Below are 25,188 nucleotides of genomic sequence, written 5' to 3' on the forward strand. Positions count from 1 at the left end.
ATCCTCAGTTCCTGAACAGGTCGAGGATGCGGTTGCGCTCTTCGGGCGCAGGCGGCGCGCCGATCGGGCCGCCGGTCGCCTCGACCGAGGTCGCCGCCGCCTCTACACCCAGGGTGGACACGCCGCGGCCCGGGCCGTAGTCGTCGTAGTACCACTCGCCGCCGACGTTGACCACGCCGCTCGCGGGAGGCGTCAGTTCGACCACGGGCACGCCCTTGAGCGCGGTCTCCATGAAGCTGATCCAGATCGGCAGGCTCAGGCCGCCGCCGGTTTCGCGATCGCCCAGCTTGCGCGGAGTGTCGTAGCCCATCCAGGCGACCGCGGTCAGGGTCGGCTGGAAGCCCGCGAACCAGGCGTCGAGCGAGTCGTTGGTGGTGCCCGTCTTGCCGTAGATGTCGGTCCGCTTGAGCGTGGCCTGGGCCCGCGCCGCCGTGCCGCCGCTGGCGACCGATTGCAGCAGGCTTTCCATGATGAAGGCATTGCGCTGCGGGATTGCGCGCATCGTCTCGTTGAGCATCGGCGGTTGCGTCTCGACCAGCACCCGGTCCTTGTGGTCGGTGACGCGGGTGATCAGATACGGATTGACGCGGTAGCCGCCGTTGGCGAACACCGAGTAGGCGGTCGCCATCTGCATCGGCGTGACCGAGCCGGCGCCCAGGGCCATCGGCAGGTAGGCCGGGTGTTTCTCGCGTTCGAAGCCGAAATTGCCGATCCATTCCTGGCCGTAGCGCGTGCCGATCGACTGCAGGATGCGGATCGACACCATGTTCTTGGACCTCATGAGCGCGCGTCGCATCGACATCGGGCCTTCGAAGGTGCCGTCGTAGTTCTTGGGCTCCCAGGGCTGGCCGCCGGTGGTGCCGCCGTCGAAGAACAGCGGAGCGTCGTTGATCACGGTCGAGGGCGAGAAGCCTTTTTCGAGTGCGGCCGAATAGATGAAGGGCTTGAAGCTCGAGCCCGGCTGGCGCCAGGCCTGGGTGACGTGGTTGAACTTGTTCTTCCCGAAATCGAAGCCGCCCACCATCGCCTTGATCGCGCCGTCGCGCGGGTCGAGCGCCACGAAGGCGCCTTCGACCTCGGGCAGTTGGGTGATCTCGAAGGTGTTCTTGGGCGTACGCGCGATCCGGATCACGGCGCCGCGGCGGACCTTGATGTTGGGCGGGGCCTTGTCGGACAGGCCCGACTGCGCGGGCTTGAGGCCGTCGCCGGTGATCTGCAGCACGTCGCCGTTGGCGCGCACCGCGGTGATCTCCTTGGGGCCGGCCTTGAGCACCACCGCCGCCATCACGTCGCCGTTGTCGGGATGTTCGGCCAGCGCGTCGTCGACGGCTTCGTCGAGTTCCTTCGGATCGGTCGGCAGGTCGATGAACTTCTCGGGGCCGCGGTAGATCTGGCGGCGCTCGTAATCCATGATGCCCTTGCGCAGCGCCTTGTACGCCGCCGCCTGGTCGGCCGCCACCAGCGAGGTGTAGACCTTGAGGCCGCGGGTGTAGGTGCTGTCGCCGTACTGGCTGTACATCAGTTGGCGCACGGTCTCGGCCACGTACTCGGCATGCAGCCGGTTCGGGTCGGCCGCGTCGCGCAGGTGCAGTTCTTCCTTCTTGGCTTCGACCGCCTGCTCGGCGGTGATGAAGCCGGCGTCGCGCATGCGGTCGATCACGTACAACTGGCGGCCGCGGGCGCGCGTGGGGTTGTTCACCGGGTTGTTGGCGCCCGGGGCCTTGGGCAGGCCCGCCAGCATCGCCGCCTGGGCGATCGAGATGTCCTTCAGCGGCTTGCCGAAATAGGCTTCGGAGGCGGCCGCGAAGCCGTAGGCGCGGTTGCCCAGGTAGATCTGGTTCAGGTAGATCTCGAAGATCTGGTCCTTGCTCAGCAGGTGCTCGAGCTTGAAGGTCAGCAGCACCTCGTAGATCTTGCGCGTCAGCGTCTTCTCGGAACTCAGGTAGACGTTGCGTGCCACCTGCATCGTGATGGTGGAGGCGCCCTGGCTCTTCACGCGGTTCAAGTTGGCCAGGCCGGCGCGCACCAATCCCTTGTAGTCCACGCCGCCGTGGCCATAGAAGCGGGCATCCTCGGCGGCAAGCACCGCGTCCTTCATGACCTTGGGGATCGTGGCGATGGGCGTGAGGTTGCGCCGTTCCTCGCCGAACTCGCCGATCAGCGTGCCTTCGGAGGAGAACACCCGCAGCGGCAGCTTGGGCCGGTAGTCGGCCAGCTCGGAGGTGTCGGGCAGATTGGGATAGGCGACCGCCAGCGCAACGGCGATCACGCAGGCCAGCGACACGGCGCCGGCGAGCACGATGCCGCCACTCCAGAACAGAAGGCGCAGCAGCCACTTCAGCCAGAAAGGCCGGGTCGGGGTTGGCTTGGGGCGCTTCTCGGGGCGGGGCGATTGGGGCATGGAGGGAGGCGGAGTCACCGCGCATTATAAAAAAAGGCCCGGAACAAGGTCGTCAGGAAAGCGCTCGGAAGACCAATTTTCGGAGTGTCGTCACGTAAGTTGCAGAAGACTACGTGGGCGTGAACTTTTGACAACGCTCGCGGTCGTCGGCGGGCGGACCGCCGTGGCGTCACGATCCGTTGCTGCTAGCATGCAACCATACGTAAATATTTCCAATCGTTACAAACGGATGGGATCGAACTTGACTGCTTTGGGATCGTTGTTTCGCCGTCAGCCCGCGCCGTTGATCGGGTTGGATGTTAGTTCGTCCAGCGTCAAGCTGGTCGAGCTGGGCCGTGGCGCGAGCGGCAAGCTGGTGCTCGAGCGGTGTGCGATCGAACCTCTGGAGCGGGGCTGGATCAGCGACGGCAATGTCGAAAAGTTCGATGAGGTGGCCGAGGCGGTGCGCCGCGTGGTGCGCAAGAGCGGGACCCGGACCCGGAACGTCGCCCTGGCACTGCCGCCGTCGGCCGTGATCACCAAGAAGATCGTGCTGCCCGGTGGCATGAGCGAGCAGGAGCTCGAACTCCAGGTCGAGTCCGAAGCCAATCAGTACATTCCTTTTTCCCTGGACGAAGTGAGCCTGGACTTCTGTGTGGTCGGCCGCAGTGCCGGGGCCGTCGAGGACGTCGAGGTGCTGATCGCCGCATCGCGCAAGGAAAAGGTGCAGGACCGTCAGGGCCTGGCCGAGGCGGCAGGGCTCAAGGCCGTGATCCTCGACGTGGAGTCCTATGCCTCGCGGCTCGCGACCTCGCGGCTGATCGAGCAATTGCCGGGCCAGGGCCGCGACGCCGTCGTCGCGCTGTTCGAGGTCGGTGCCTTCACCACCAGCATGCAGGTCTTGCGCAACCAGGAGGTGCTATACGACCGTGACCAGGCTTTCGGTGGCGCCCAACTGACCCAGCTGATCGTGCGCCAGTACGGCTTTTCGGCCGAAGAGGCGGAAAGCAAGAAGCGCAGCGGCGATCTGCCCGAGGACTACGGTTCGGGCGTGCTCAAGCCCTTCGTGGCCAGCATTGCGCAGGAAATCGCCCGCGCGCTGCAGTTCTTCTTCACGAGCACGCCGCACAACCGCGTCGACTACGTGCTGCTGGCCGGCGGCTCGGCCGCGCTGCCGGGCCTGACCAGTGCCGTGACCCGCCAGACCTCCTTTGCGTGCACCCTGGTGAATCCCTTCGACGGCATGGAGCTCGGCGCCGGCATTCGAGAAAAGAAGGTGCGCCGGGAGGCGCCTTCGTACCTGACGTCCTGTGGCCTGGCCATGCGGAGGTTCCTGCAGTGATCCTGATCAACCTGTTGCCGCACCGCGAAGCGGCCCGCAAGCGTCGCCGCGAGAGCTTCTACGCCACGCTGGGTGCCGCGGCCTTGCTCGGAGGGTTGATCGCGGGCGCGGCCTACGTCTGGTACCAGGCGCAGATCTCGACCCAGCAGTCGAAGAACAGCTACCTGCAGGCCGAGATCAAGAAGCTCGAGTCCGAGATCAAGGAAATCTCGACGCTGCAGTCCGAGATCACCGCGCTCAAGGCACGCCAGCAGGCGGTCGAAGACCTGCAAGGCGATCGGAACATGCCGGTGCACCTGCTGAACGAACTGGTGCGTCAGTTGCCCGACGGCGTGTACCTGGCCAGCATGAAGCAGACGGACCGGACGGTCACGTTGCAGGGCATGGCGCAGTCGAACGAGCGGGTGTCCGAACTGCTGCGAAACCTGGGCAACAGCAGTCCCTGGCTGGTGAAGCCCGAGCTGGTCGAGATCACGGCCGGCACCGTGACCTTGAACCCGCGGGACCAGCGCCGCGTGGCCAACTTCACCATGCGCATCGGCCTCAAGCGTCCGACCGATGTGCCGAAGCCCGCGGCCGGCGCGGCCGCTGCGGCGGGCAAGGGTTAAGCAGGGTCCGATATGGCAAGCAAACGATTCGCCTCCAACGTCGACGTCGCCGCATCCCTGCGACGCTTCGGCGACCAGTTCCGTGGCCTGAACCCGAACGATCCTTCCGTCTGGCCGGCCGTGCCGCGCTATGCCCTCTGCGCCGCCGTGACCGCGCTGGTGCTGGTGGCGCTGTGGTTCGTCTGGCTGACCAACTCCAACGACGAGCTGGAAACCGAGCGCGCCACCGAAGTCACGCTCAAGGCGGACTACCAGAAGAAGGTCGCGCAGGCCGCCAACCTCGATCTGCTGAAGAAGCAGCGCGAACAGGTGCAGCAGTACGTGACCCTGCTCGAGAAGCAGTTGCCCAGCAAGGCCGAAATGGATGCATTGCTCTCCGACATCAACCAGGCGGGCCTGGGCCGAAGCCTGCAGTTCGAGCTGTTCCGCCCGGGCCAGGTGGCGGTCAAGGACTACTACGCCGAACTGCCGATCGCGCTGCGCGTGACCGGTCGCTACGACGACATGGGCGCCTTCGTGGCCGACGTGGCCAACCTCTCGCGCATCGTGACGCTCAACGACCTGTCGATCGCGCCGCAGAAAGACGGCGCCCTGACGATGGACGCCACGGCGCGCACCTACCGTTACCTCGACGATGAGGAACAGGCCAGCCAGCGCCGTGCCGCTGCCGCGGGAGCGAAGAAGCAATGATGACCCGCCTGAAAGCCCTGGGACTGTGCGCCGCGGCGCTGCTGCTGAGCGGTTGCTGGGGCTCGGAGCAGGACGATCTGCAGCAATGGATGGTCGAGGAGCGGACGAAGGTGCGGCCGGCGGTCCCGCCGATCAGCGAGCCGAAGAAATTCACGCCGCAGGCCTACACCGAGGGCGCCACCCTCGACCCCTTCAACAGCCAGAAGCTCACGCAGGCGTTGCGGCGCGATTCCGCACAGCCCAGCAGCTCGGGCCTGATCGGGCCGGAACTGGCGCGGCGCAAGGAAGCGCTCGAAGCCATGCCGCTGGACGCGATGGCCATGGTCGGCAGCATGAACCGCGGCGGCAAGCCGGTGGCGCTGGTGATGGTCGACAAGCTGCTGTACCAGGTGCGCGTGGGCAACTACCTGGGACTGAATTACGGGCGTGTCACCCGTATCGGTGAAACCGAACTGGCCTTGCGGGAAATCGTGCAGGACGCCGCCGGTGAGTGGATCGAACGCGTGGCGACGTTGGAATTGCAAGAGAGGTCGAAATGAGTCAGCAGAAATCAACGATGGCACGGTGGCTTCGCGCCGCGGGCCTCTCCCTTGCCACACTGAGCGCCGTGGTCGCGGCGCATGCCCAGAACGCGATCGAGTCGGTGACCACGTCGATGCAGTCGGGTGCCGAAGTGATCCGCATCGACCTGACTCAGCCCCTCGCCGCGGCGCCTGCAGGTTTCGCGATCCAGACGCCGGCGCGCATAGCGCTCGATTTTCCGGGCGTGACCAACGGTATCGGCCGCTCCGCCGTCGAGGTGAACCAGGGCAACCTGCGTTCGATCAACGTGGTCCAGGCGGGCGAGCGCACGCGGCTGGTCTTGAATCTCAAACAGGCGACGGCCTACCGGACCGAAGTGCAGGGCAAGTCGCTGCTCGTGTCCCTGGAGCCCGTGGCCGGCGCCGCCTTGGCGACCTCGACCTCCAGTTCGGCATCGTTCGCGGAGAACCGCAACCGCGACACCCTGCCGCTGCGCGATGTCGATTTCCGCCTGGCGTCCGATCGCACCGGCCGGGTGATCGTCGATCTGGCCAACAACCAGGTGGGCGTCGACATCCGCCAGCAGGGCAAGAATCTGGTGGTCGAGTTCACCAAGTCGACGCTGCCCGAAGGCCTGCGCCGCCGGCTCGACGTGGCGGATTTCGGTACCCCCGTGCAGTTGATCACCACGCAGCAGGTCGGCGACCGCGTGCGCATGACGATCGAGCCCAGCGGTGACTGGGAGCACAGCGCCTACCAGAGCGAGAACCAGTTCGTGGTCGAGGTGCGCCCCCGCAAGGTCGACCCGACCAAGCTCACGCAGGGTGTGGGCTACAGCGGCGAGAAGCTGTCGCTGAATTTCCAGAACATCGAGATCCGTTCACTGCTGCAGGTGATCGCCGACTTCACCAACTTCAACATCGTCACCTCGGATTCGGTCACCGGCGCGCTCACGCTGCGGCTCAAGGATGTCCCCTGGGACCAGGCGCTCGACATCATCATGCAGGCCAAGAACCTGGGCATGCGCAAGAACGGCAGCGTGCTGTGGATCGCGCCCAAGGACGAGATCAACGCCAAGGAAAAGATGGAATTCGAGGCCAAGGCGGCCATCGAAACCCTCGAGCCCCTGCGCACCCAGTCGTTCCAGCTCAACTACACCAAGGCGCTGGTCATTGCCGAAGGCCTGACCGGCACCGGTGCCTCGGCGGGCGGCGGCGGCGGCGGTGGCGGCACCACCTCGCGCCTTTTGAGTGCACGCGGCAGCGTGATCGCGGAGTCACGCACCAACCAGATCTTCGTTTCCGACGTGCCGTCGCGGCTTGCGCGCGTGGCCGAACTGATCCAGAAGCTGGACATCCCGGTGCGGCAGGTGCTGATCGAGGCGCGCATCGTCGAGGCCTCGGACACCTTCGGCAAGTCGCTGGGCGTGCGATTGGGCGGCGGCGTGATCAACACGCGCAGCACGGTCGGCGCGATGCCGGTGGTGACCTCGAATCCGGTCGTCAACGGCGGCTTCACCAATCAGCCCAGCGCGACCACGACCTTCACCAACGCAAACTTCGTCAACCTGCCGTCCACAGGGGTGGCCGGCAACGGCAATGCGGCGGGCACCTTTGCCGTGTCGCTGTTCAACTCGAGCTTTTCGCGGCTGTTGAACCTGGAGATCTCGGCGCTGGAGGCCGACGGTAAGGGCAAGGTGGTCTCGAGCCCACGCGTGGTGACCGCCGACCAGACCAAGGCCCTGATCGAGCAGGGCACCGAGCTGCCCTACCAAGTGGCGACCTCGAGTGGTGCCACGTCGATCGCGTTCCGCAAGGCCAACCTCAAGCTCGAAGTCACGCCGCAGATCACGCCCGAGGGCAACATCATTCTGACCCTGGACGTCAACAAGGACACGGTCGGCCAGGCCACGACGGCCGGCTTCGCGATCAACACCAAGCACGTGCAGACCGAAGTGCTGGTGGAGAACGGTGGCACGGTGGTCATCGGCGGCATCTTCGAGATGACCGAGAGCAACAACGAGTCGCGCATCCCGCTGTTGGGTGAACTGCCTTATCTGGGCACGCTCTTCCGCACGCGGGAACGCACATTCAATAAAACGGAAATGTTGGTTTTCATCACGCCAAAGATGATCACTGACCGCAATGCAGCGCGCTGAGACCGCTTTCTCTTAAGGACGATGAATGACTTGCAAAAAGATACTGCTGGGGATCCTCATGGCGGCAACGCTGGCCGCCTGTGGCGGGGGAGGGGGTAGTCCGACGGTGCCCAGCGGTTCGGGATCTGGCGGCGGTGGCGGCACGCCCACGCCTGAGACGCCCGTGGCGCAGAGCACGCTGACGCTTGATGTGCTGGGCGGCGGTGGCGCGTCCACGACTTCCATCTCCAGCATCGAGATCGCTCAAGTGAAGGCTGTGCTCAAGGATGCCAAGGGTGCGGTCGTGAAGGGTGCGATCGTCACCTTCAGCGAGACCGGCGCCGGTCTGCTGACCTTCTCGCCTGCGGCCAAGACCGCGTTGACCGACGACACCGGCACGGCCATAGTGGAAGTGCGCGCGACCGATTCCAGTATCGCGGGCGCCACGATGCTGACCGCGGCTGCGACCGCTGCAGGGACGGCCGTCACTGCACAAAAGGCCATCTCGATTTCGAGCGCGCCACCGACGGGTGGCGTGGATCCGCAGACGCTGGCGAATGCACTCAACTTCCTGGATGTGAACCCGGCGGACCGTTCGATCGTCATCAAGGGTTCGGGCGGCAATGGGCGGTCAGAGTCGGCGACCCTGCGCTTCCGCGTGGTCGACAAGAACAACTCGCCGGTCAAGGGCGCCACTGTGACCTTCAGCGTCACACCGGCTAACGCGGTGACCCTGAACGTCCCGACGGCCACGAGCGACTCTGAAGGCGTCGTTGTCACAACGGTTTCTTCGGGTGCCATTGCCACGGCCGTGGTGGTGCGGGCCACAGTGGATGGGAAGTCGATCACTTCGCAATCTGACCAATTGACGGTGACCACGGGCCTGGCGAATCCGAAGGGATTCGACATGAGTGCCGGGAAATACAACCTGAACTCTCGCAAGACAGGCGACTCGACGAAGATCCTGGTGCGAATCGTCGACGTCAATGGCAACCCCGTCGCAGACGGTGTCCCGGTCGTCTTTACCGCGAACTATGGTGCAGTGGGTTCATCGTCGCGCGGTGGTTGCACGACCTTGGGCGGTGCTTGCGACGTGGACTATGTGGTCCAGGACCCTCGCCCCGTCGATGGACAGTTCGCCACCGTGATTGCCTCCACGCTTCTCGGCGACGGCACGTCCATCGGCAAGCAGCTTGAATTCGTCATGTCGGATCTGATCCTGATCGATCTGTTCGCGGGTCCTGCTTTGCTGAACAGCTCGCAGCAGGTAGTACCCGTGGTCAGTACGCTCAATCTTCAAAGCTGCGCGCTGAAGACGTTCAGTTTGTATGCGGGAACACCCAAGGCCTTCCCGGCGCCAGCCAACACCACCATCGCGTTGCAGGCGATCACGGCCGACCTGGCCGCTACATTGACGAATGGATCGCCGGTTCTTGACCAGCTGGCAAGGCCACCTTTCCGGACGTCGGTCGATTTCAGCGTCGATGTGTCCAAGATTGCAGGTCCGGAAGCCTGCGGGGCGGGTGGCAATCAAGGGGTCGCATTTGTGGATTTCAAGTTCACCAATGACGGCATCACGCAGACCCGGCGCCTGACCGTGACCTACCCGAAACCCTGACCCACGGCCCTGGCCTCACAATCAAAACCGCCGGCATGCCGGCGGTTTTGTCATTCAGACTCGGGAGTTGATCGGTATGAACATCGCACTCGTCGGATTGCCCGGCGCGGGCAAATCCGCGGTGGGTCGTCGCATGGGCGAGCGCCTGGGGCGTCGTTTCGTCGACAGCGACCATGTGATCGAACAGCGCCTAGGCTGTGCCATCCGCGACTACTTCGAGCGCGAAGGCGAGGCCGCCTTCCGCGATGTCGAGCAGCAGGTGCTGGCCGAGCTGGCCGCTTCGGCGCAGGGCGTGGTCGCTACCGGCGGCGGCGCGGTGTTGCGCGAAGCGAACCGCCGGGCGCTGCACGATCATTTCCATGTGATCTACCTGCGCTCCTCGCCTGAAGACCTGCTCAAACGCCTGCGTCACGACACCAAGCGGCCGCTGCTGCAGGTCGCCGATCCGTTGGCGCGGCTGCGCGAATTGCATGAGCAGCGCGATCCGCTCTACCGCGAGACCGCGCACAGCATCGTCGACACCGGGCGGCCCTCGGTCGCTTCGCTGGTCAACACCATCGTGATGCAGCTCGAGCTGTCGGGCATCGTGACGCCGCCGCCCGCGGCCAGCGGCGAGCCCGTCGCCTGAGGAGGCAAGGCCCTAAACTTGGGGCCATGCCCCAGCCTGAATCCATCGCCTCGCCCGAACGCGTCGACATCCGCCTCGGCGACCGCAGCTACCCCATCCTGATCGGCACCGGCCTGCTCGGCGAAGCCGCCCATTTCGATGCGGTGCCCGCCGCAACGAGCGCACTGATCGTGACCAACACGACGGTGAGCCCGCTCTATGCCGAAGCACTCCAGAAGGCGCTGGCAGGGCGCTTTCGTTCGATCCATGTGCTCGAACTGCCCGACGGCGAGGCGCACAAGGACTGGACCACGCTCAATCTGATTTTCGACGCGCTGCTGCAGCAGGGCAGCGACCGCAAGACCGTGCTCTTCGCTTTGGGCGGCGGCGTGGTCGGCGACATGACCGGCTTCGCGGCCGCCAGCTACATGCGCGGCGTGCCCTTCGTGCAGGTGCCGACCACGCTGCTCGCGCAGGTCGATTCCTCGGTCGGCGGCAAGACGGCCATCAACCATCCGCTGGGCAAGAACATGATCGGCGCCTTCTACCAGCCGCAGCTGGTGCTGTGCGACCTGTCGACGCTGGCCACGTTGCCGGCACGCGAACTGAGCGCGGGCCTGGCGGAGGTCATCAAGTACGGCCCGATCTACGACATGGCCTTCTTCGACTGGATCGAGGCCCACATCGACGCGCTGATGGCGCGCGATCCCGCGGCGCTCGCGCATGCGGTGCGGCGCAGCTGCGAGATCAAGGCCGAGGTGGTGGGGCAGGACGAGCGCGAGACCGGCCTGCGCGCCATTCTCAATTTCGGCCACACCTTCGGCCACGCGATCGAGTCGGGCCTGGGCTATGGCGAGTGGCTGCACGGCGAGGCCGTGGGCTGCGGCATGGTGATGGCGGCGCAGCTCTCTCAGCGCCTGGGCGGCGTCGATGCGGCCTTCGTGCAGCGCCTGACGACGCTGGTCGAGCGCGCCGGCCTGCCCACCGTCGCGCCCAGGCTCGGCGCCGAGCGCTACCTGGAACTGATGCGCGTCGACAAGAAATCCGAGGCCGGCGAGATCCGCTTCGTGGTCATCGACAAGCCCGGCTCGGCCGTGATGCGTCCGGCGCCCGATGCGATGGTGCGCGACGTGCTTGCGCAATGCGGCGGCGCCTGAAAAATGGCGTCTCCCATGGAGCCGGTCGTTGCGTCCTCCGCCGATGCCTCGCCAGGGCGGCTGGCCCCGTATGCGAGCCATGCGGCCGCGTCGCGCGGGCGCCGGCACCCGGAGCCGCCCGCGCCCACGCGCGATGCCTTCCAGCGCGACCGCGACCGCATCGTCCATTCCACCGCCTTCCGCCGGCTGGTCTACAAGACCCAGGTTTTCCTCAACCATGAAGGCGACCTGTTCCGCACCCGTCTCACGCATTCGCTCGAGGTGGCGCAGCTCGCGCGCTCGATCGCGCGCGCGCTGCGGCTCAACGAAGACCTGGTCGAGGCGATCGCGCTCGCGCACGACCTGGGCCACACGCCCTTCGGCCATGCGGGCCAGGACGCACTCGACGACTGCATGGCCGGCCACGGCGGCTTTGAGCACAACCTGCAGAGCCTGCGCGTGGTCGACACGCTCGAGCACCGCTACCCGCAGTACGACGGCCTGAACCTGAGCTTCGAGACGCGCGAGGGCATCCTCAAGCACTGTTCGCGCGCCAATGCCGAGCGCATCGAGGCGAGCGAGCCCGGCGGCGTGGGCCGGCGCTTCCTCGACCGCACCCAGCCCAGCCTGGAGGCGCAGCTGTGCAACCTGGCCGACGAGATCGCCTACAACGCGCACGACATCGACGACGGCGTGCGCTCGGGCCTGATCAGCATCGAGCAGCTGGGCGAGGTCGAGCTGTTCGAGCGCTACCGGCGCGAGGCGCTGGCCGAGCACCCGACGCTGGGCGGGCGGCGCGTGCTCTACGAGACCATCCGCCGCATGCTCAGCGCCCAGGTCTACGACGTGATCGACGCCACCCGCGCGGCCGTCGAGGCTGCCGCGCCGGCCGATGCCGATGCGGCCCGGCGTGCCGATGCGCTGCTGCGCTTCAGCGACGGCATGCGCGCGCAGTCGATCGTCCTCAAGCAGTTCCTGTTCGCCAATCTGTACCGCCATCCGCAGGTGATGCAGACCACCGGCCAGGCCAAGGTGATGGTGCGCGAACTGTTCACGGCCTACCTCGAGCGACCGGCCGAGATGCCGGAATCGTTCGCAACCCGGCCCGACGTGGCGCGCGCCGTGGCCGACTACATCGCCGGCATGACCGACCGCTTCGCGATGCGCGAGCACGAGCGCCTGACCGGGCGCGCCTGGCAAGCCTGAGCATGGCCGCGATCGCCCCTGTCGCGCGCCCGCGCTTGCCGGCCGCCACGCTGGCCGTCGTCGCGGCGGGCGTCAGCGCCGCGCTGCATCTGGGCAAGCTGCCACCGGCCGTGCCGGCGTTGCAGGTCGCGCTCGGCATCGACCTGGTCGAGGCGGGCTTCCTGCTCTCGCTGGTGCAGATGGCGGGCATGACGCTGGGCCTGGCCGCGGGCCTGGCGGCCGGCACCCTCGGACTGCGCCGCAGCATGCTCTGGGGCCTGGCGATCCTCACGCTGGCCAGCCTGATGGGCGGAGCGATCGGCACTGCGGCGTACCCGCGTGCCTATGCGGTGCCGACCCTGTTGCTTCTGCGCGCGCTCGAAGGCCTGGGCTTTCTGCTGGTCGTGATGCCGGCCCCCGCATTGATCCGCGCGACCGCGCCGCCCGGCGCGGAAAAGAGCGCGCTGGGCTGGTGGGGCGCCTACATGCCGCTGGGCGTCGCCTCGGCGTTGCTGCTGGGTCCCGCGCTGATCGCGGCCCTGGGTTGGGGCGCCTGGTGGTGGGCGCTGGCCGGCGTGTCGGCCGCCGCGGCGTTCTGGGTCGCGGCCAGCGTGCCGAGCGACAAGAAAACACCGGCCGCCACGTCGATGGCCGTGACGGAGCGATGGCCGGCCCGGCTGCGCGACACGCTGCGCGCATCAGGCCCGTGGTTGCTGGCTGCCGCCTTCGCCGTGTACTCGGCCCAGTGGATGGCGGTGATCGGCTTCCTGCCCGCGATCTACGCCGAGGCCGGCGTGCCCGTCGCCTGGAGCGCCGTGCTCACGGCCGGCGCCGCGGCCATGAACATCGGCGGCAACCTGCTGGGCGGCCGGCTGCTGCAACGCGGCCTGCCGCCCGAAAAGCTGCTGCGCTGGGGCTACGGCGCGATGGCGCTGGGCGGCGTCGCGGCCTTCGCGCAATTCGGCGAGGGCCTGCTGTCGGCCGGCCTGCCGCCCGCGTTGCGCTATGCCGCAGTGTGCGCCTTTTCCTTCGGCGGCGGCATGGTGCCGGCCACGCTGTTCGTGCTCGCGGTGCGCTTCGCGCCCGGGCCCGGCACCGTGTCGACCACGGTCGGCCTGATGCAGCAGGCCTCGGCCCTGGGCCAGTTCTGCGCGCCGCCGCTGGTGGCCTGGCTCGCGCACCGCGTGGGCGGCTGGCAATGGACCTGGACCGTGACGCTGGCCTGCGCATTGGCCGGCATCGTGTTTGCGGCCAGACTGACATCGGGGCCATCGAGGCAGGAGATGAATGCATGAACGACACGACTGCGACAATCACGGCCGCGCAGGCCGAAGCCGACATGCGACGCTGGCTCGAACGCGCGGTCATCGGCCTGAACCTCTGTCCGTTCGCCAAGGCGGTGCACGTCAAGGGCCAGATCCACTATGCGGTGCACCTGGCCGCCGACGACGATGCGGGCCTGCTCGACGCGCTGATGGCCGAGGCGCAGGCGCTGATCGACCGGCCGGCTTCCGAACGCGACACCACCCTCCTGATGGCACCCCATACCTTGGCCGACTTCCTGGATTTCAACGACTTCACCGAGCGCGCCGAACGCCGCATGGCCCGTGCGGGCTTCGACGGCACGCTGCAGCTCGCGAGCTTCCACCCGCGCTTCCAGTTCGGCGGCACCGAGCCGGACGACATCGGCAACGCCACCAACCGGGCGCCTTACCCCACGCTGCACCTGCTGCGCGAGGAGAGCATCGACCGCGCGGTCGAGGCCTTTCCCGAGGCCGAGGTGATCTTCGAGCACAACATCGAGACGCTGGAGGCGCTGGGCCCGGCCGGCTGGGCCGCGCTCGACGTCGGTGCTGGAGCCGCACGATGAGCCGCACCGACAACAAGCCAGGCAAGGCCGCCAAGGCCGAGGCCGACGTGCAGGAGGCGCTGCGGCCCGGGCAGTCGATCGAGCTGCTCAAGGAACTGCACATCCTCACGCGCGAAGGCCGTCTCAACCAGGATTCGCGCCGCAAGCTCAAGCAGGTCTACCACCTGTTCCAGTTCATCGAGAAACTGCTGCGCGAACTGCCGGAGCAGGGCCGCCATGCGACGCTGGCCGACCACGGCGCGGGCAAGTCCTATCTGGGCTTCATCATCTACGACCTGTTCTTCAGCGCGCTCGACGGCGGCCATGTCTACGGCATCGAGACGCGCAGCGAACTGATCGAGAAGTCGCGTGCGCTGGCGCAGCGGCTGGGCTTCGACCGCATGGCCTTCCTGAACCTGACGGTGGCCGAGTCGACCCATGCCAGCGAGCTGCCGGCGCAGATCGACATCGTGACCGCGTTGCATGCATGCGACACCGCCACCGACGACGCGATCGCCTTCGGACTGGCCAAGCGGGCGAAGTTCATGGTGCTGGTGCCCTGTTGCCAGGCCGAGGTGGCGGCCTGCCTGCGCGAGACCAAGGCGCTGTCGCTGTCGCGCACGCCGCTGGCCGAGCTGTGGCGCCATCCGCTGCACACGCGCGAGATCGGCAGCCAGCTGACCAACGTGCTGCGCTGCCTGTACCTCGAAGCCCAGGGCTACCAGGTCACCGTGACCGAACTCGTGGGCTGGGAGCACAGCATGAAGAACGAGCTGATCATCGCGCGCCGCACCGGCCAGGCGAAGGCCAGCGCCGCCGAGCGCCTGCGCAGCCTGCTGGCCGAATTCGGCCTGAGTTCCCTGCTGCAGACGCGTTTCCGGCTGGACTGAACGAGAAAGGCGCGCGCCGCCATGGCCCGACTGCCCCGACTCACGCTGGCGCAGCAACTGCACCATGTGATCCAGCGCGGCAACAACCGCCAGCCGATCGTCGTCGACACCGCCGACCGCGAGCGGCTGATCGCGCTGTGGGCCGAGCACGCGCCGCGCTTCGGCGTGGCGCTGCACGCCTACGTGCTGATGGACAACCACTTCCACATGCTGGTCACGCCGTCCACCGCCGAAGGGTTGCCGCAGTTCATGCAGGCGGTGGGGCGCAGCTATGTGCGCAGCTTCAACGACCGCCATGCGCGCAGCGGCACGCTGTGGGAAGGGCGCTACCGCGCGACCGTGCTGCAGGCCGAGCGCTACCTGCTGCCCTGCATGGTCTACCTCGACCTGAACCCGGTGCGCACCGGGCTGGTGGCGGAAGCAGGCATGTTCGCCTGGTCCAGCCATCACCACTACGCGGGCCTGCGCAGCGACCGCTTCCTGACGCCGCATCCCCTGTACTGGGCGCTGGGCAACACGCCTTTCGCGCGTGAAGCCGCCTATGCGGCGCGGGTGCGCGAGGGCACCAGCGCCCACGAGCAGACGCTGCTGACCGACGCCGCGCTCCAGGGTTGGGCCGCGGGCGATGAGCGTTTCCTGGCGCAACTACAGCAGGCCACGCCGCGCCGGTTGGTCAAGGCGCGGGCCGGGCGCCGGCCGAATCCGCCGACCGTTTGACTTCCAATGGGGCCCGATGGGGGCGCCTGTGCGTGCTTCCGTCACCGCGCTGATGTGTCCCCCATTAATACCTCATCAAAAGAGTCAGAAAATAATATGGATCTGACCCCATTTAATGTGCTTGGCATTATTTGTGCAACGCAATATCCTCCGGTTCCCTGCGAGAGATCCCGCGATAAATTGAAGGAGTGCGCCCCATGACCACGGATGTCGAGATCCAACACCTGGAACAGCACGGGCTGTATTCGTCCAGCAACGAGCACGATGCCTGCGGCCTCGGCTTCGTCGCCCACATCAAGGGCGAAAAGCGCCACGACATCGTGACGCAGGCCCTCAAGATCCTCGAGAACATCGACCATCGCGGCGCCGTCGGCGCCGACAAGCTGATGGGCGACGGCGCGGGCATCCTGATCCAGATCCCCGACGCGCTGTACCGCGAGGAAATGGGCAAGCAGGGCGTCGAACTCCCGCCCTACGGTGAATACGGCGTCGGCATGATCTTCCTGCCTAAGGAGCATGCATCGCGCATGGCCTGCGAGCAGGAGATGGAGCGCGCGATCAAGGCCGAAGGCCAGGTGCTGCTGGGCTGGCGCGACGTGCCGGTCAACCGCGAGATGCCGATGTCTCCCGCGGTCAAGAAGACCGAGCCCATCCTGCGCCAGGTCTTCATCGGCCGCGGCAGCGACGTGATCGTGCAGGACGCGCTGGAGCGCAAGCTCTACGTGATCCGCAAGACCGCGAGCGCCAACATCCAGAACCTCGAGCTCAAGCACAGCAAGGAGTACTACGTTCCAAGCATGTCGAGCCGCACGGTGGTCTACAAGGGCCTGCTGCTGGCCGACCAGGTCGGCGTGTACTACCTCGACCTGTCCGACGAGCGCTGCATCTCGGCCATCGGCCTGGTGCACCAGCGCTTCTCGACCAACACCTTCCCCAAGTGGCCGCTGGCCCACCCGTACCGCTATGTCGCCCACAACGGCGAAATCAACACGGTGCGCGGCAACTACAACTGGATGAAGGCGCGCGAGGGCGTGATGTCCTCGCCGGTGCTGGCGGCCGACCTGAAGAAGCTCTATCCGATCAGCTTCGCCGGCCAGTCCGACACCGCGACCTTCGACAACTGCCTCGAACTCATGACCATGGCCGGCTACCCGATCAGCCAGGCCGTGATGATGATGATTCCCGAGCCGTGGGAGCAGCACACGACGATGGACGAGCGCCGCCGCGCGTTCTACGAATACCACGCCGCGATGATGGAGCCGTGGGACGGCCCGGCCTCGATCGTGTTCACCGACGGCCGCCAGATCGGTGCCACGTTGGACCGCAACGGCCTGCGGCCTTCGCGCTACTGCGTGACCGACGACGACCTGGTCATCATGGCCTCGGAATCGGGCGTGCTGCCGATCCCCGAACACAAGATCCTGCGCAAGTGGCGCCTGCAACCCGGCAAGATGTTCCTGATCGACCTGGAGCAGGGCCGGATGATCGACGACGACGAGCTCAAGGCCTACGTCGTCAACACCAAGCCCTACAAGCAGTGGATCGAGAACCTGCGCATCAAGCTCGACAGCGTGGATGCGCCGCCGGTCGAGGTGCCCGTCAGCTCGGTGTCGCTGCTGGATCGCCAGCAGGCCTTCGGCTACACCCAGGAAGACATCAAGTTCCTGCTGAGCCCGATGGCGCAGGCCGGCGAGGAAGGCATCGGTTCGATGGGCAACGACAGCCCGCTGGCTGTGCTCTCGAGCAAGAACAAGACGCTCTACAACTACTTCCGGCAGATGTTCGCCCAGGTGACGAACCCGCCGATCGACCCGATCCGCGAAGCGATCGTGATGTCGCTCAACAGCTTCATCGGCCCCAAGCCGAACCTGCTGGACATCAATCAGGTCAACCCGCCGATGCGGCTCGAAGTGAGCCAGCCCATCCTCGACTTCGCCGACATGGCCAAGCTGCGCAACATCGAGCAGCACACGCAGGGCAAGTTCCGCTCCACCACGCTCGACATCACCTACCCGGCCGACTGGGGCCGTGAGGGCGTCGAGGCCAAGCTCGCCTCGCTGTGCGCCGAAGCCGTCGACGCGATCAAGGGCGGCAGCAACATCCTGATCGTGAGCGACCGCGGCGTCAGCGCCACGCAGGTCGCGATCCCCGCCTTGCTGGCGTCGAGCGCGATCCACCAGCACCTGGTGCGGGAAGGTCTGCGCACCACGGCCGGCCTGGTGGTCGAGACCGGCAGCGCCCGCGAAGTGCATCACTTCGGCGTGCTCGCGGGCTATGGCGCCGAGGCGGTCCATCCCTACCTGGCGATGGAAACGCTGGCCTCGCTGCACGCCGAGCTCTCGGGCGACCTGTCGGCCGAGAAGGCGATCTACAACTACGTGAAGGCGATCGGCAAGGGCCTGTCGAAGATCATGTCCAAGATGGGCGTGAGCACCTACATGAGCTACTGCGGCGCGCAGCTGTTCGAGGCCATCGGCCTGAACAACGACACGATCGGCAAGTACTTCTCGGGCACCGCGAGCCGCGTCGAAGGCATCGGCGTGTTCGAGATCGCCGAGGAAGCGCTGCGCATGCACGCGGCCGCCTTCGGCGACGACCCGGTGCTGGCCAACATGCTGGATGCCGGCGGCGAGTACGCCTGGCGCACCCGCGGCGAGGACCACATGTGGACGCCCGACGCGATCGCCAAGCTGCAGCACAGCACGCGCGCCAACAACTGGAGCACCTACAAGGAATACGCCCAGATCATCAACGACCAGAGCCGTCGCCACATGACGCTGCGCGGCCTGTTCGAGTTCAAGATCGATCCGAGCCAGGCCATTCCGGTGGAAGAGGTCGAGTCGGCCGCCGACATCGTCAAGCGCTTCGCCACCGGCGCGATGTCGCTGGGCTCGATCTCGACCGAGGCGCATTCGACGCTGGCCGTGGCCATGAACCGCATCGGCGGCAAAAGCAACACCGGCGAGGGCGGCGAAGATCCGGCGCGCTACCGCAACGAGCTCAAGGGCATCCCGATCCAGCAGGGCGACACGCTCAAGAGCGTGATCGGCGAGGCCAACGTCGAGGTCGACCTGGCGCTGGAGGCCGGCGACTCGCTGCGCTCGAAGATCAAGCAGGTGGCTTCGGGCCGCTTCGGCGTCACGGCCGAATACCTGAGTTCGGCCGATCAGATCCAGATCAAGATGGCCCAGGGCGCCAAGCCGGGCGAGGGCGGCCAGCTGCCAGGCGGCAAGGTCACCGAGTACATCGGCAAGCAGCGCTACTCGGTGCCGGGCGTGGGCCTGATCTCGCCGCCGCCGCACCATGACATCTACTCGATCGAGGATCTGGCACAGCTGATCCACGACCTGAAGAACGTCGCGCCGCACGCCAGCATCAGCACCAAGCTGGTCAGCGAGGTGGGCGTGGGCACGGTGGCCGCGGGCGTGACCAAGTGCAAGAGCGACCACCTGGTGATCGCCGGCCACGACGGCGGCACGGGCGCGTCGCCCTGGTCGTCGATCAAGCATGCCGGCGGGCCGTGGGAGATCGGCCTGGCCGAGACGCAGCAGACGCTGGTGCTCAACCGCCTGCGCGGCCGTGTGCGCGTGCAGGCCGACGGCCAGATGAAGACCGGCCGAGACGTCGCCATCGGCGCGCTGCTGGGCGCCGACGAATTCGGCTTCGCGACCGCGCCGCTGATCGTCGAGGGCTGCATCATGATGCGCAAGTGCCACCTCAACACCTGCCCGGTGGGCGTGGCCACGCAGGACCCCGTGCTGCGCAAGAAGTTCTCTGGCAAGCCCGAGCACGTCGTCAACTACTTCTTCTTCATCGCCGAGGAAGTGCGCCAGATCATGGCGCAGTTGGGCATCCGCAAGTTCGACGACATGATCGGCCGCGCCGACCTGCTCGACATGAAGAAGGGCATCTCGCACTGGAAGGCCAGCGGCCTCGACTTCAGCCGCCTGTTCGCGCTGCCGAACGTGCCGGACGACGTGCCGCGTTTCCATGTCGAGAACCAGGACCACGGCCTCGAGCACAACCTCGACACCAAGCTGATCGAGAAGTCGCGCGCGGCCATCGACAAGGGCGAGAAGGTTCAGTTCATCGAGATCGTGCGCAACGTGAACCGCACCGTCGGCGCCAAGCTGTCGGGCGCGCTCACGCGGGTGCACCCCGAGGGCCTGCCGGACGATTCGATCCGCATCCAGCTCGAAGGCACGGGCGGCCAGTCCTTCGGCGCCTTCCTGGCCCGCGGCATCACGCTCTACCTGATCGGCGACGCCAACGACTACACGGGCAAGGGCCTGTCGGGCGGCCGCATCGTGGTGCGCCCGAGCCTGGACTTCCGCGGCGAAGCGGTGCGCAACACCATCGTCGGCAACACCGTGATGTACGGCGCGACCACCGGCGAAGCCTACTTCTGCGGTGTGGCGGGCGAGCGCTTCGCGGTGCGGCTGTCGGGCGCGACGGCGGTCGTCGAAGGCACGGGCGACCACGGCTGCGAATACATGACCGGCGGCACGGTGGCCGTGCTCGGCAAGACCGGACGCAATTTCGCGGCCGGCATGAGCGGCGGCGTCGCCTTCGTCTACGACGAGGACGGCCAGTTCGCCTCGCGCTGCAACCTGTCGATGGTCTCGCTCGAGAAGGTGCTGACCACCGCCGAGCAGACCGCGAGCATCAAGCCGTCGATCTGGCACAACGGCCTGACCGACGAGGTGCAGCTGCGCAAGCTGCTGGAAGACCAGCACCGCTGGACCGGCAGCAAGCGCGCCCGCGAACTGCTGGACGACTGGACCGTGTCGCGCACCAAGTTCGTGAAGGTGTTCCCCAACGAATACAAGCGCGCGCTGGCCGAGATCCACGATCGCAAGGCACTGGCCGCGGCCAGCGGCAACGACGCGCAAGCCGCCGTCGCGGCCGGCACTGCGCGCAAGACCGCGGCCGTCTGAGTCGCCCGCACGAAGAACCAAGAAACAAGGAAAGCACGATGGGAAAGATCACCGGCTTCATGGAGTACGAGCGCGTGGAAGAGGGCTACAAGCCCGTCGAAGAGCGCCTCAAGCACTACAAGGAATTCGTCGTCGGCCTCGACAAGGACCAGGCCAAGGTCCAGGGCGCGCGCTGCATGGACTGCGGCACGCCGTTCTGCAACAGCGGCTGTCCGGTCAACAACATCATTCCGGACTTCAACGATCTGGTGTACCGCGACGACTGGCAGAACGCCTTCGCGGTGCTCGACTCGACCAACAACTTCCCCGAGTTCACCGGCCGCATCTGCCCCGCGCCCTGCGAGGCCGCCTGCGTGCTCAACGTGAACGACGATGCGGTGGGCATCAAGTCGATCGAGCATTCGATCATCGACCGCGCCTGGGACGAGGGCTGGGTGAAGCCGCGCGTGGCCAAGCACAAGACGGGCAAGAAGGTCGCCGTGGTCGGTGCCGGGCCGGCCGGCATGGCCGCGGCCCAGCAGCTGGCGCGCGTCGGCCATGACGTGACGCTGTTCGAGAAGAACGACCGCGTCGGCGGCCTGCTTCGTTACGGCATTCCCGACTTCAAGATGGAGAAGACCCACATCGATCGCCGGGTCGAGCAGATGAAGGCCGAGGGCGTGAGCTTCCGTACCGGCGTGATCGTCGGCGCGGCCAAGGACACGCTGGGCAAGGGCTCCAAGGTCACCAACTGGGCCAAGGAAACCGTCACGCCCGAGCAGCTCGACAAGGAGTTCGATGCGGTGCTGCTGACCGGCGGCGCCGAGCAGTCGCGCGACCTGCCGGTGCCGGGCCGCGATCTGGACGGCATCCATTTCGCGATGGAGTTCCTGCCGCAGCAGAACAAGGTCAACGCCGGCGACAAGCTCAAGGGCCAGCTGCGCGCCGACGGCAAGCACGTCATCGTGATCGGCGGCGGCGACACCGGCTCCGACTGCGTGGGCACCAGCAACCGCCATGGCGCCGTCAGCGTCACGCAGTTCGAGCTGATGCCCGAGCCGCCGGTGGAAGAGAACCGCCCGATGACCTGGCCCTACTGGCCGTACAAGCTTCGCACCAGCTCCAGCCACGTCGAAGGCTGCGAACGCGAGTTCGCGATCTCGACCAAGGAGTTCATCGGCGCCAAGGGCAAGGTCACCGGCCTGAAGACCGTGCGCGTCGAATGGCAGGACGGCAAGATGGTCGAAGTGCCCGGCAGCGAGGAAATCCTCAAGGCCGACCTGGTGCTGCTGGCCATGGGCTTCGTGAGCCCGGTCGCCGGCGTGCTGGACGCCTTCGGCATCGAGAAGGACGGCCGCGGCAACGCCAAGGCATCGGTCGACTTCACCGGCGGCTACGCGACCAACGTGCCCAAGGTGTTCGCCGCGGGCGACATGCGCCGCGGCCAGTCGCTGGTGGTCTGGGCGATCCGCGAGGGCCGTCAGGCCGCGCGCTCGGTGGACGAGTTCCTGATGGGCTTCAGCGACCTGCCGCGCTGAGAAGCGTGCAGGCCTTCGGGCAATGCCATGACGCGCGGTATTGATTTTTGTTTCAATTCGACGGGGCCTGCCGCGGCCCCGGTATCATCCGCGTGAAACCGCAAGCCGGGATGCTCGAAGGAGCGCCCGGCTTTTTTATTGAGATGGACCCCGCCCCCTCCCTGCCTCCCCCCTTCGTAGAGTTCCGTGACGTCGCGTTCGGCTATGGCGCGCGCGCCATTCTCGATGGCGTGTCCTTTACCGTGCCGCGTGGCAAGGTGACGGCCCTGATGGGCGCATCGGGCGGCGGCAAGACCACGGTGCTGCGCCTGATCGGCGGCCAGCAGAAGGCACAGCGCGGCGAGGTCCTTTTCGATGGTCAGGATGTGGTCGGGTTCGACGCGGCCGCGTTGTATGCGGCGCGCCGTCGCATGGGCATGCTGTTCCAGTTCGGCGCCTTGTTCACCGACATGAGCGTGTTCGACAACGTGGCCTTTCCCCTGCGCGAGCACACCCAACTGCCCGAGCCGCTGATCCGCGACATCGTGCTGATGAAGCTCGACGCGGTCGGGCTGCGCGGTGCGCGCGACCTGATGCCCAGCGAGGTGTCGGGCGGCATGGCGCGTCGCGTGGCGCTGGCCCGTGCCATCGCCCTCGACCCCGACCTGGTGATGTACGACGAGCCCTTCGCGGGCCTGGACCCGATCTCGCTGGGCACGGCCGCGCGGCTCATCCGCCAGCTCAACGACACGCTGGGGCTGACCAGCGTCATCGTTTCGCACGACCTGGAAGAGACCTTCCGCATCGCCGACCACGTGATCATCCTGGCCAACGGTGGCGTCGCGGCTCAGGGCACCCCGCAGGCCGTGCGCCAGAGTGTGGACCCGCTGGTGCACCAGTTCGTCAACGCGCTGCCCGACGGGCCGGTGCATTTCCATTACCCGGGCGTCGGCGTCGAAGACGACTTCGGTCCGGCCTCGGGAGGCCGGCCGTGAGCTTCTGGAACCCTGCCGACGTCGGCTTCGCGGTGCGCGGCAAGCTGGCGGACCTGGGCCGCGGCGCGCGCCTGTTCTGGCGGCTGTTCAGCGACTTGGGCGGCCTGCGGCGCTTTTCGCTGGTGCGCGACCAGGTGCACTTCCTGGGCAACTACTCGCTGGCGATCATCGCCGTGTCGGGCCTGTTCGTCGGTTTCGTCATGGGCCTGCAGTACTTCTACGGGCTGCAGCGCTACGGCGCGTCCGAATCGGTGGGCGTGCTGATCAGCCTGAGCCTGCTGCGGGAGTTCGGCCCGGTCATCACGGCGCTGCTGTTCGCCGGCCGTGCCGGCACCTCGCTGACCGCGGAGATCGGCCTGATGAAGGCCGGTGAGCAGCTCAGTGCCATGGAAATGATGGCGGTCGACCCCGTCAAGCGCGTGCTCGCGCCGCGTTTCTGGGGCGGCGTGATCGCGATGCCGATCCTCTCGGCGGTGTTCTGCGCGGTCGGCATCCTCGGCGGCTGGGTCGTCTGCGTGCCGCTGCTGGGCATCGACTCCGGGGCCTTCTGGAGCCAGATGCAGAACGGCACCGATGTGTTCAAGGACCTGGGCAACGGCGTCATCAAGAGCATCGTCTTCGGCTTCACCGTCACTTTCGTCGCGCTGCTGCAGGGCTTCGAGGCCCAGCCCACGCCCGAAGGCGTGTCGCGCGCCACCACCCGCACCGTGGTGGTGGCCTCGCTGGCGGTGCTGGCGCTGGACTTCCTTCTCACCGCCATGATGTTCAGCATCTGAGCGCAACTCGACAACGAGAGCAAACCATGCAACGTTCCAACAACGACATCTGGGTAGGCCTGTTCGTGCTGATCGGCGCGGCGGCCCTGCTGTTCCTGGCGCTGCAGTCAGCGAACCTGCTGAGCCTGAACTTCCAGAAGACCTATACCGTCACCGCGCGCTTCGACAACATCGGCGGGCTCAAGCCGCAGACGGCCATCAAGAGTGCCGGCGTGGTGGTCGGCCGCGTGGAATCCATCACCTTCAACGACAAGCTCTTTCAGGCGGACGTGACGCTGGCTTTGCAAAACCGTTACAGTTTTCCCAAGGACAGTTCGCTCAAGATCCTGACCAGCGGCTTGCTCGGCGAGCAGTACGTCGGTATCGAGGCGGGCGCCGACGAGAAGAACCTCCAGCCGGGCGACACGATCACCGCCACGCAATCGGCCGTCGTGCTGGAAAACCTTATCAGCCAGTTTCTCTATAGCAAGGCGGCCGACGGAAGCACGCCGTCCACAGCCGCCCCCAAAAAATGAACCCGCGCCCCCCCTCCCTTGCCGCGAAAGACCTTGCCCGTCGCGGTGTCCGCCCAGCCGCCGCCGCGTTGCTGCTGGCCCTCCTGACGGGGTGCGCCACGGGTCCCTACCCGAACGCCGCCGATCCGTTCGAGGGCTTCAACCGCGGCGTCTCGCGCATCAACGACACCGTGGACGACGCGGTGCTGGTGCCGGTGGCGACGGTCTACCGACAGGTGCTGCCGTCGCCGGTGCGCACGGGCGTCAACAACTTCTTCAACAACCTGAGCGACGTCTGGAATTTCGCCAACAGCGTGTTCCAGCTCAAGGCGCAGAACAGCGCCGAGACCTTCATGCGGCTCAACGTGAACACCATCCTGGGCCTGGGCGGCCTGCTGGACGTGGCCACCGAGATCGGCATCGACCGTCATTCCGAGGACTTCGGCCAGACCCTGGGTTATTGGGGCGTGCCGAGCGGCCCGTACCTGGTGCTGCCGCTGCTGGGCCCTTCGACCCTGCGCGACACGGCGGCCCTGCCGCTGGACGCCAAGGGCGATCTGACCAGCTACATCCACGACGTGCCGGTGCGCAATTCGCTGTACGTGCTGCGGATCGTCGATGTCCGCTCGAATTACCTGCGCGCCACCCAGTTGCTGGGCGATGCTGCACTGGACAAGTATTCGTTCACCCGCGATGCGTTTCTGCAGCGCCGGCGCAGCGAGGTGTATGACGGCAACCCGCCGGACGACGGCGCCGGCAACAACTGATGCGCCGCGGTGCTTGCATTCGGTTGCAAGCGCTGGCCGCGC

20 protein-coding genes are annotated in these 25,188 nt (G+C 66.7%); 19 read left to right on the plus strand and 1 reads right to left on the minus strand.

The genetic code is table 11. The features are described 5' to 3' along the window. Positions 1-4: 4 nt before the first annotated feature. A complete protein-coding gene (locus ACSFBC_RS16040) occupies positions 5-2,401 on the minus strand; it encodes a penicillin-binding protein 1A (protein WP_435511339.1) in 2,397 nt (798 codons plus the stop codon). A 241-nt stretch (positions 2,402-2,642) separates the two neighbouring features. Here ACSFBC_RS16040 and ACSFBC_RS16045 point away from each other — a divergent pair, with 241 nt between their 5' ends. The 19 genes from ACSFBC_RS16045 to ACSFBC_RS16135 all read left to right on the plus strand — a co-directional run bounded on the left by ACSFBC_RS16045 (position 2,643) and on the right by ACSFBC_RS16135 (position 25,146). Next, complete coding sequence (locus tag ACSFBC_RS16045; protein WP_435511340.1) at positions 2,643-3,722, plus strand: pilus assembly protein PilM; 1,080 nt, start codon at positions 2,643-2,645, stop codon at positions 3,720-3,722. Continuing rightward, positions 3,719-4,330, plus strand: coding sequence for a PilN domain-containing protein (locus ACSFBC_RS16050; protein ID WP_435511341.1), 612 nt, complete (start codon positions 3,719-3,721; stop codon positions 4,328-4,330). The genes ACSFBC_RS16045 and ACSFBC_RS16050 overlap by 4 nt, the downstream gene beginning before the upstream one ends. Before the next feature lie 12 nt (positions 4,331-4,342). Then, positions 4,343-5,020, plus strand: coding sequence for a type IV pilus inner membrane component PilO (locus ACSFBC_RS16055; RefSeq protein ID WP_435511342.1), 678 nt, complete (start codon positions 4,343-4,345; stop codon positions 5,018-5,020). Beyond that, complete coding sequence (locus ACSFBC_RS16060) at positions 5,020-5,559, plus strand: pilus assembly protein PilP (protein ID WP_435511740.1); 540 nt, start codon at positions 5,020-5,022, stop codon at positions 5,557-5,559. The genes ACSFBC_RS16055 and ACSFBC_RS16060 overlap by 1 nt, the downstream gene beginning before the upstream one ends. After that, positions 5,556-7,700: a type IV pilus secretin PilQ gene (locus tag ACSFBC_RS16065; RefSeq protein ID WP_435511343.1), complete on the plus strand. Its 2,145-nt coding sequence runs from the start codon at positions 5,556-5,558 to the stop codon at positions 7,698-7,700. The genes ACSFBC_RS16060 and ACSFBC_RS16065 overlap by 4 nt, the downstream gene beginning before the upstream one ends. A 163-nt stretch (positions 7,701-7,863) precedes the next feature. Next, positions 7,864-9,297: an Ig-like domain-containing protein gene (locus tag ACSFBC_RS16070; RefSeq protein ID WP_435511344.1), complete on the plus strand. Its 1,434-nt coding sequence runs from the start codon at positions 7,864-7,866 to the stop codon at positions 9,295-9,297. A 76-nt stretch (positions 9,298-9,373) separates the two neighbouring features. Beyond that, positions 9,374-9,925 (plus strand): shikimate kinase, encoded by a 552-nt coding sequence (locus ACSFBC_RS16075; protein ID WP_435511345.1) that lies wholly within the window; start codon positions 9,374-9,376, stop codon positions 9,923-9,925. A 26-nt stretch (positions 9,926-9,951) separates the two neighbouring features. Then, on the plus strand, positions 9,952-11,061 hold the full coding sequence (gene aroB / locus ACSFBC_RS16080; protein WP_435511346.1) for a 3-dehydroquinate synthase: 1,110 nt from the start codon (positions 9,952-9,954) through the stop codon (positions 11,059-11,061). 15 nt (positions 11,062-11,076) lie between these two features. After that, on the plus strand, positions 11,077-12,246 hold the full coding sequence (locus ACSFBC_RS16085) for a deoxyguanosinetriphosphate triphosphohydrolase (RefSeq protein WP_435511347.1): 1,170 nt from the start codon (positions 11,077-11,079) through the stop codon (positions 12,244-12,246). 2 nt (positions 12,247-12,248) lie between these two features. Next, entirely contained in the window at positions 12,249-13,520 is a 1,272-nt protein-coding gene (locus ACSFBC_RS16090; RefSeq protein WP_435511348.1) for an MFS transporter, read from the plus strand. Continuing rightward, positions 13,517-14,095, plus strand: coding sequence for a DUF1415 domain-containing protein (locus ACSFBC_RS16095; RefSeq protein WP_435511349.1), 579 nt, complete (start codon positions 13,517-13,519; stop codon positions 14,093-14,095). The genes ACSFBC_RS16090 and ACSFBC_RS16095 overlap by 4 nt, the downstream gene beginning before the upstream one ends. Further along, positions 14,092-14,964: a class I SAM-dependent methyltransferase gene (locus tag ACSFBC_RS16100; RefSeq protein WP_435511350.1), complete on the plus strand. Its 873-nt coding sequence runs from the start codon at positions 14,092-14,094 to the stop codon at positions 14,962-14,964. Before ACSFBC_RS16095 ends, ACSFBC_RS16100 begins: the two co-directional genes overlap by 4 nt. A gap of 21 nt (positions 14,965-14,985) precedes the next feature. Continuing rightward, positions 14,986-15,681, plus strand: coding sequence for a transposase (locus tag ACSFBC_RS16105; RefSeq protein ID WP_435511351.1), 696 nt, complete (start codon positions 14,986-14,988; stop codon positions 15,679-15,681). Positions 15,682-15,878: 197 nt separating this feature from the next. Beyond that, entirely contained in the window at positions 15,879-20,618 is a 4,740-nt protein-coding gene (locus tag ACSFBC_RS16110; RefSeq protein WP_435511352.1) for a glutamate synthase-related protein, read from the plus strand. 38 nt (positions 20,619-20,656) lie between these two features. Continuing rightward, entirely contained in the window at positions 20,657-22,135 is a 1,479-nt protein-coding gene (locus ACSFBC_RS16115) for a glutamate synthase subunit beta (protein WP_435511353.1), read from the plus strand. Positions 22,136-22,245: 110 nt separating this feature from the next. Next, positions 22,246-23,109, plus strand: coding sequence for an ABC transporter ATP-binding protein (locus ACSFBC_RS16120; protein ID WP_435511741.1), 864 nt, complete (start codon positions 22,246-22,248; stop codon positions 23,107-23,109). Continuing rightward, on the plus strand, positions 23,106-23,885 hold the full coding sequence (gene mlaE, locus ACSFBC_RS16125) for a lipid asymmetry maintenance ABC transporter permease subunit MlaE (protein ID WP_435511354.1): 780 nt from the start codon (positions 23,106-23,108) through the stop codon (positions 23,883-23,885). Before ACSFBC_RS16120 ends, mlaE begins: the two co-directional genes overlap by 4 nt. Positions 23,886-23,911: 26 nt before the next feature. Then, entirely contained in the window at positions 23,912-24,400 is a 489-nt protein-coding gene (gene mlaD, locus ACSFBC_RS16130) for an outer membrane lipid asymmetry maintenance protein MlaD (protein WP_435511355.1), read from the plus strand. After that, positions 24,397-25,146, plus strand: coding sequence for an MlaA family lipoprotein (locus ACSFBC_RS16135; RefSeq protein WP_435511356.1), 750 nt, complete (start codon positions 24,397-24,399; stop codon positions 25,144-25,146). The genes mlaD and ACSFBC_RS16135 overlap by 4 nt, the downstream gene beginning before the upstream one ends. The last annotated feature ends 42 nt before the right edge of the window (positions 25,147-25,188 follow it).

The organism is Variovorax frigidus, from assembly GCF_051216515.1.
Lineage (GTDB): Bacteria > Pseudomonadota > Gammaproteobacteria > Burkholderiales > Burkholderiaceae_C > Variovorax.

Excerpts from the sequence above, each read along its gene's own strand:
- ACSFBC_RS16075 (WP_435511345.1), top strand. The coding sequence starts at position 9,374 with ATGAACATCGCACTCGTCGGATTGCCCGGCGCGGGCAAATCCGCGGTG.
- ACSFBC_RS16085 (WP_435511347.1), top strand. The coding sequence starts at position 11,077 with ATGGAGCCGGTCGTTGCGTCCTCCGCCGATGCCTCGCCAGGGCGGCTG.
- ACSFBC_RS16135 (WP_435511356.1), top strand. The coding sequence starts at position 24,397 with ATGAACCCGCGCCCCCCCTCCCTTGCCGCGAAAGACCTTGCCCGTCGC.
- ACSFBC_RS16065 (WP_435511343.1), top strand. The coding sequence starts at position 5,556 with ATGAGTCAGCAGAAATCAACGATGGCACGGTGGCTTCGCGCCGCGGGC.
- ACSFBC_RS16060 (WP_435511740.1), top strand. The coding sequence starts at position 5,020 with ATGACCCGCCTGAAAGCCCTGGGACTGTGCGCCGCGGCGCTGCTGCTG.
- ACSFBC_RS16120 (WP_435511741.1), top strand. The coding sequence starts at position 22,246 with ATGCTCGAAGGAGCGCCCGGCTTTTTTATTGAGATGGACCCCGCCCCC.
- ACSFBC_RS16040 (WP_435511339.1), bottom strand. The coding sequence starts at position 2,401 with ATGCCCCAATCGCCCCGCCCCGAGAAGCGCCCCAAGCCAACCCCGACC.
- ACSFBC_RS16105 (WP_435511351.1), top strand. The coding sequence starts at position 14,986 with ATGGCCCGACTGCCCCGACTCACGCTGGCGCAGCAACTGCACCATGTG.
- ACSFBC_RS16115 (WP_435511353.1), top strand. The coding sequence starts at position 20,657 with ATGGGAAAGATCACCGGCTTCATGGAGTACGAGCGCGTGGAAGAGGGC.
- ACSFBC_RS16095 (WP_435511349.1), top strand. The coding sequence starts at position 13,517 with ATGAACGACACGACTGCGACAATCACGGCCGCGCAGGCCGAAGCCGAC.
- ACSFBC_RS16090 (WP_435511348.1), top strand. The coding sequence starts at position 12,249 with ATGGCCGCGATCGCCCCTGTCGCGCGCCCGCGCTTGCCGGCCGCCACG.
- ACSFBC_RS16055 (WP_435511342.1), top strand. The coding sequence starts at position 4,343 with ATGGCAAGCAAACGATTCGCCTCCAACGTCGACGTCGCCGCATCCCTG.
- ACSFBC_RS16100 (WP_435511350.1), top strand. The coding sequence starts at position 14,092 with ATGAGCCGCACCGACAACAAGCCAGGCAAGGCCGCCAAGGCCGAGGCC.
- ACSFBC_RS16110 (WP_435511352.1), top strand. The coding sequence starts at position 15,879 with ATGACCACGGATGTCGAGATCCAACACCTGGAACAGCACGGGCTGTAT.
- aroB (WP_435511346.1), top strand. The coding sequence starts at position 9,952 with ATGCCCCAGCCTGAATCCATCGCCTCGCCCGAACGCGTCGACATCCGC.
- mlaD (WP_435511355.1), top strand. The coding sequence starts at position 23,912 with ATGCAACGTTCCAACAACGACATCTGGGTAGGCCTGTTCGTGCTGATC.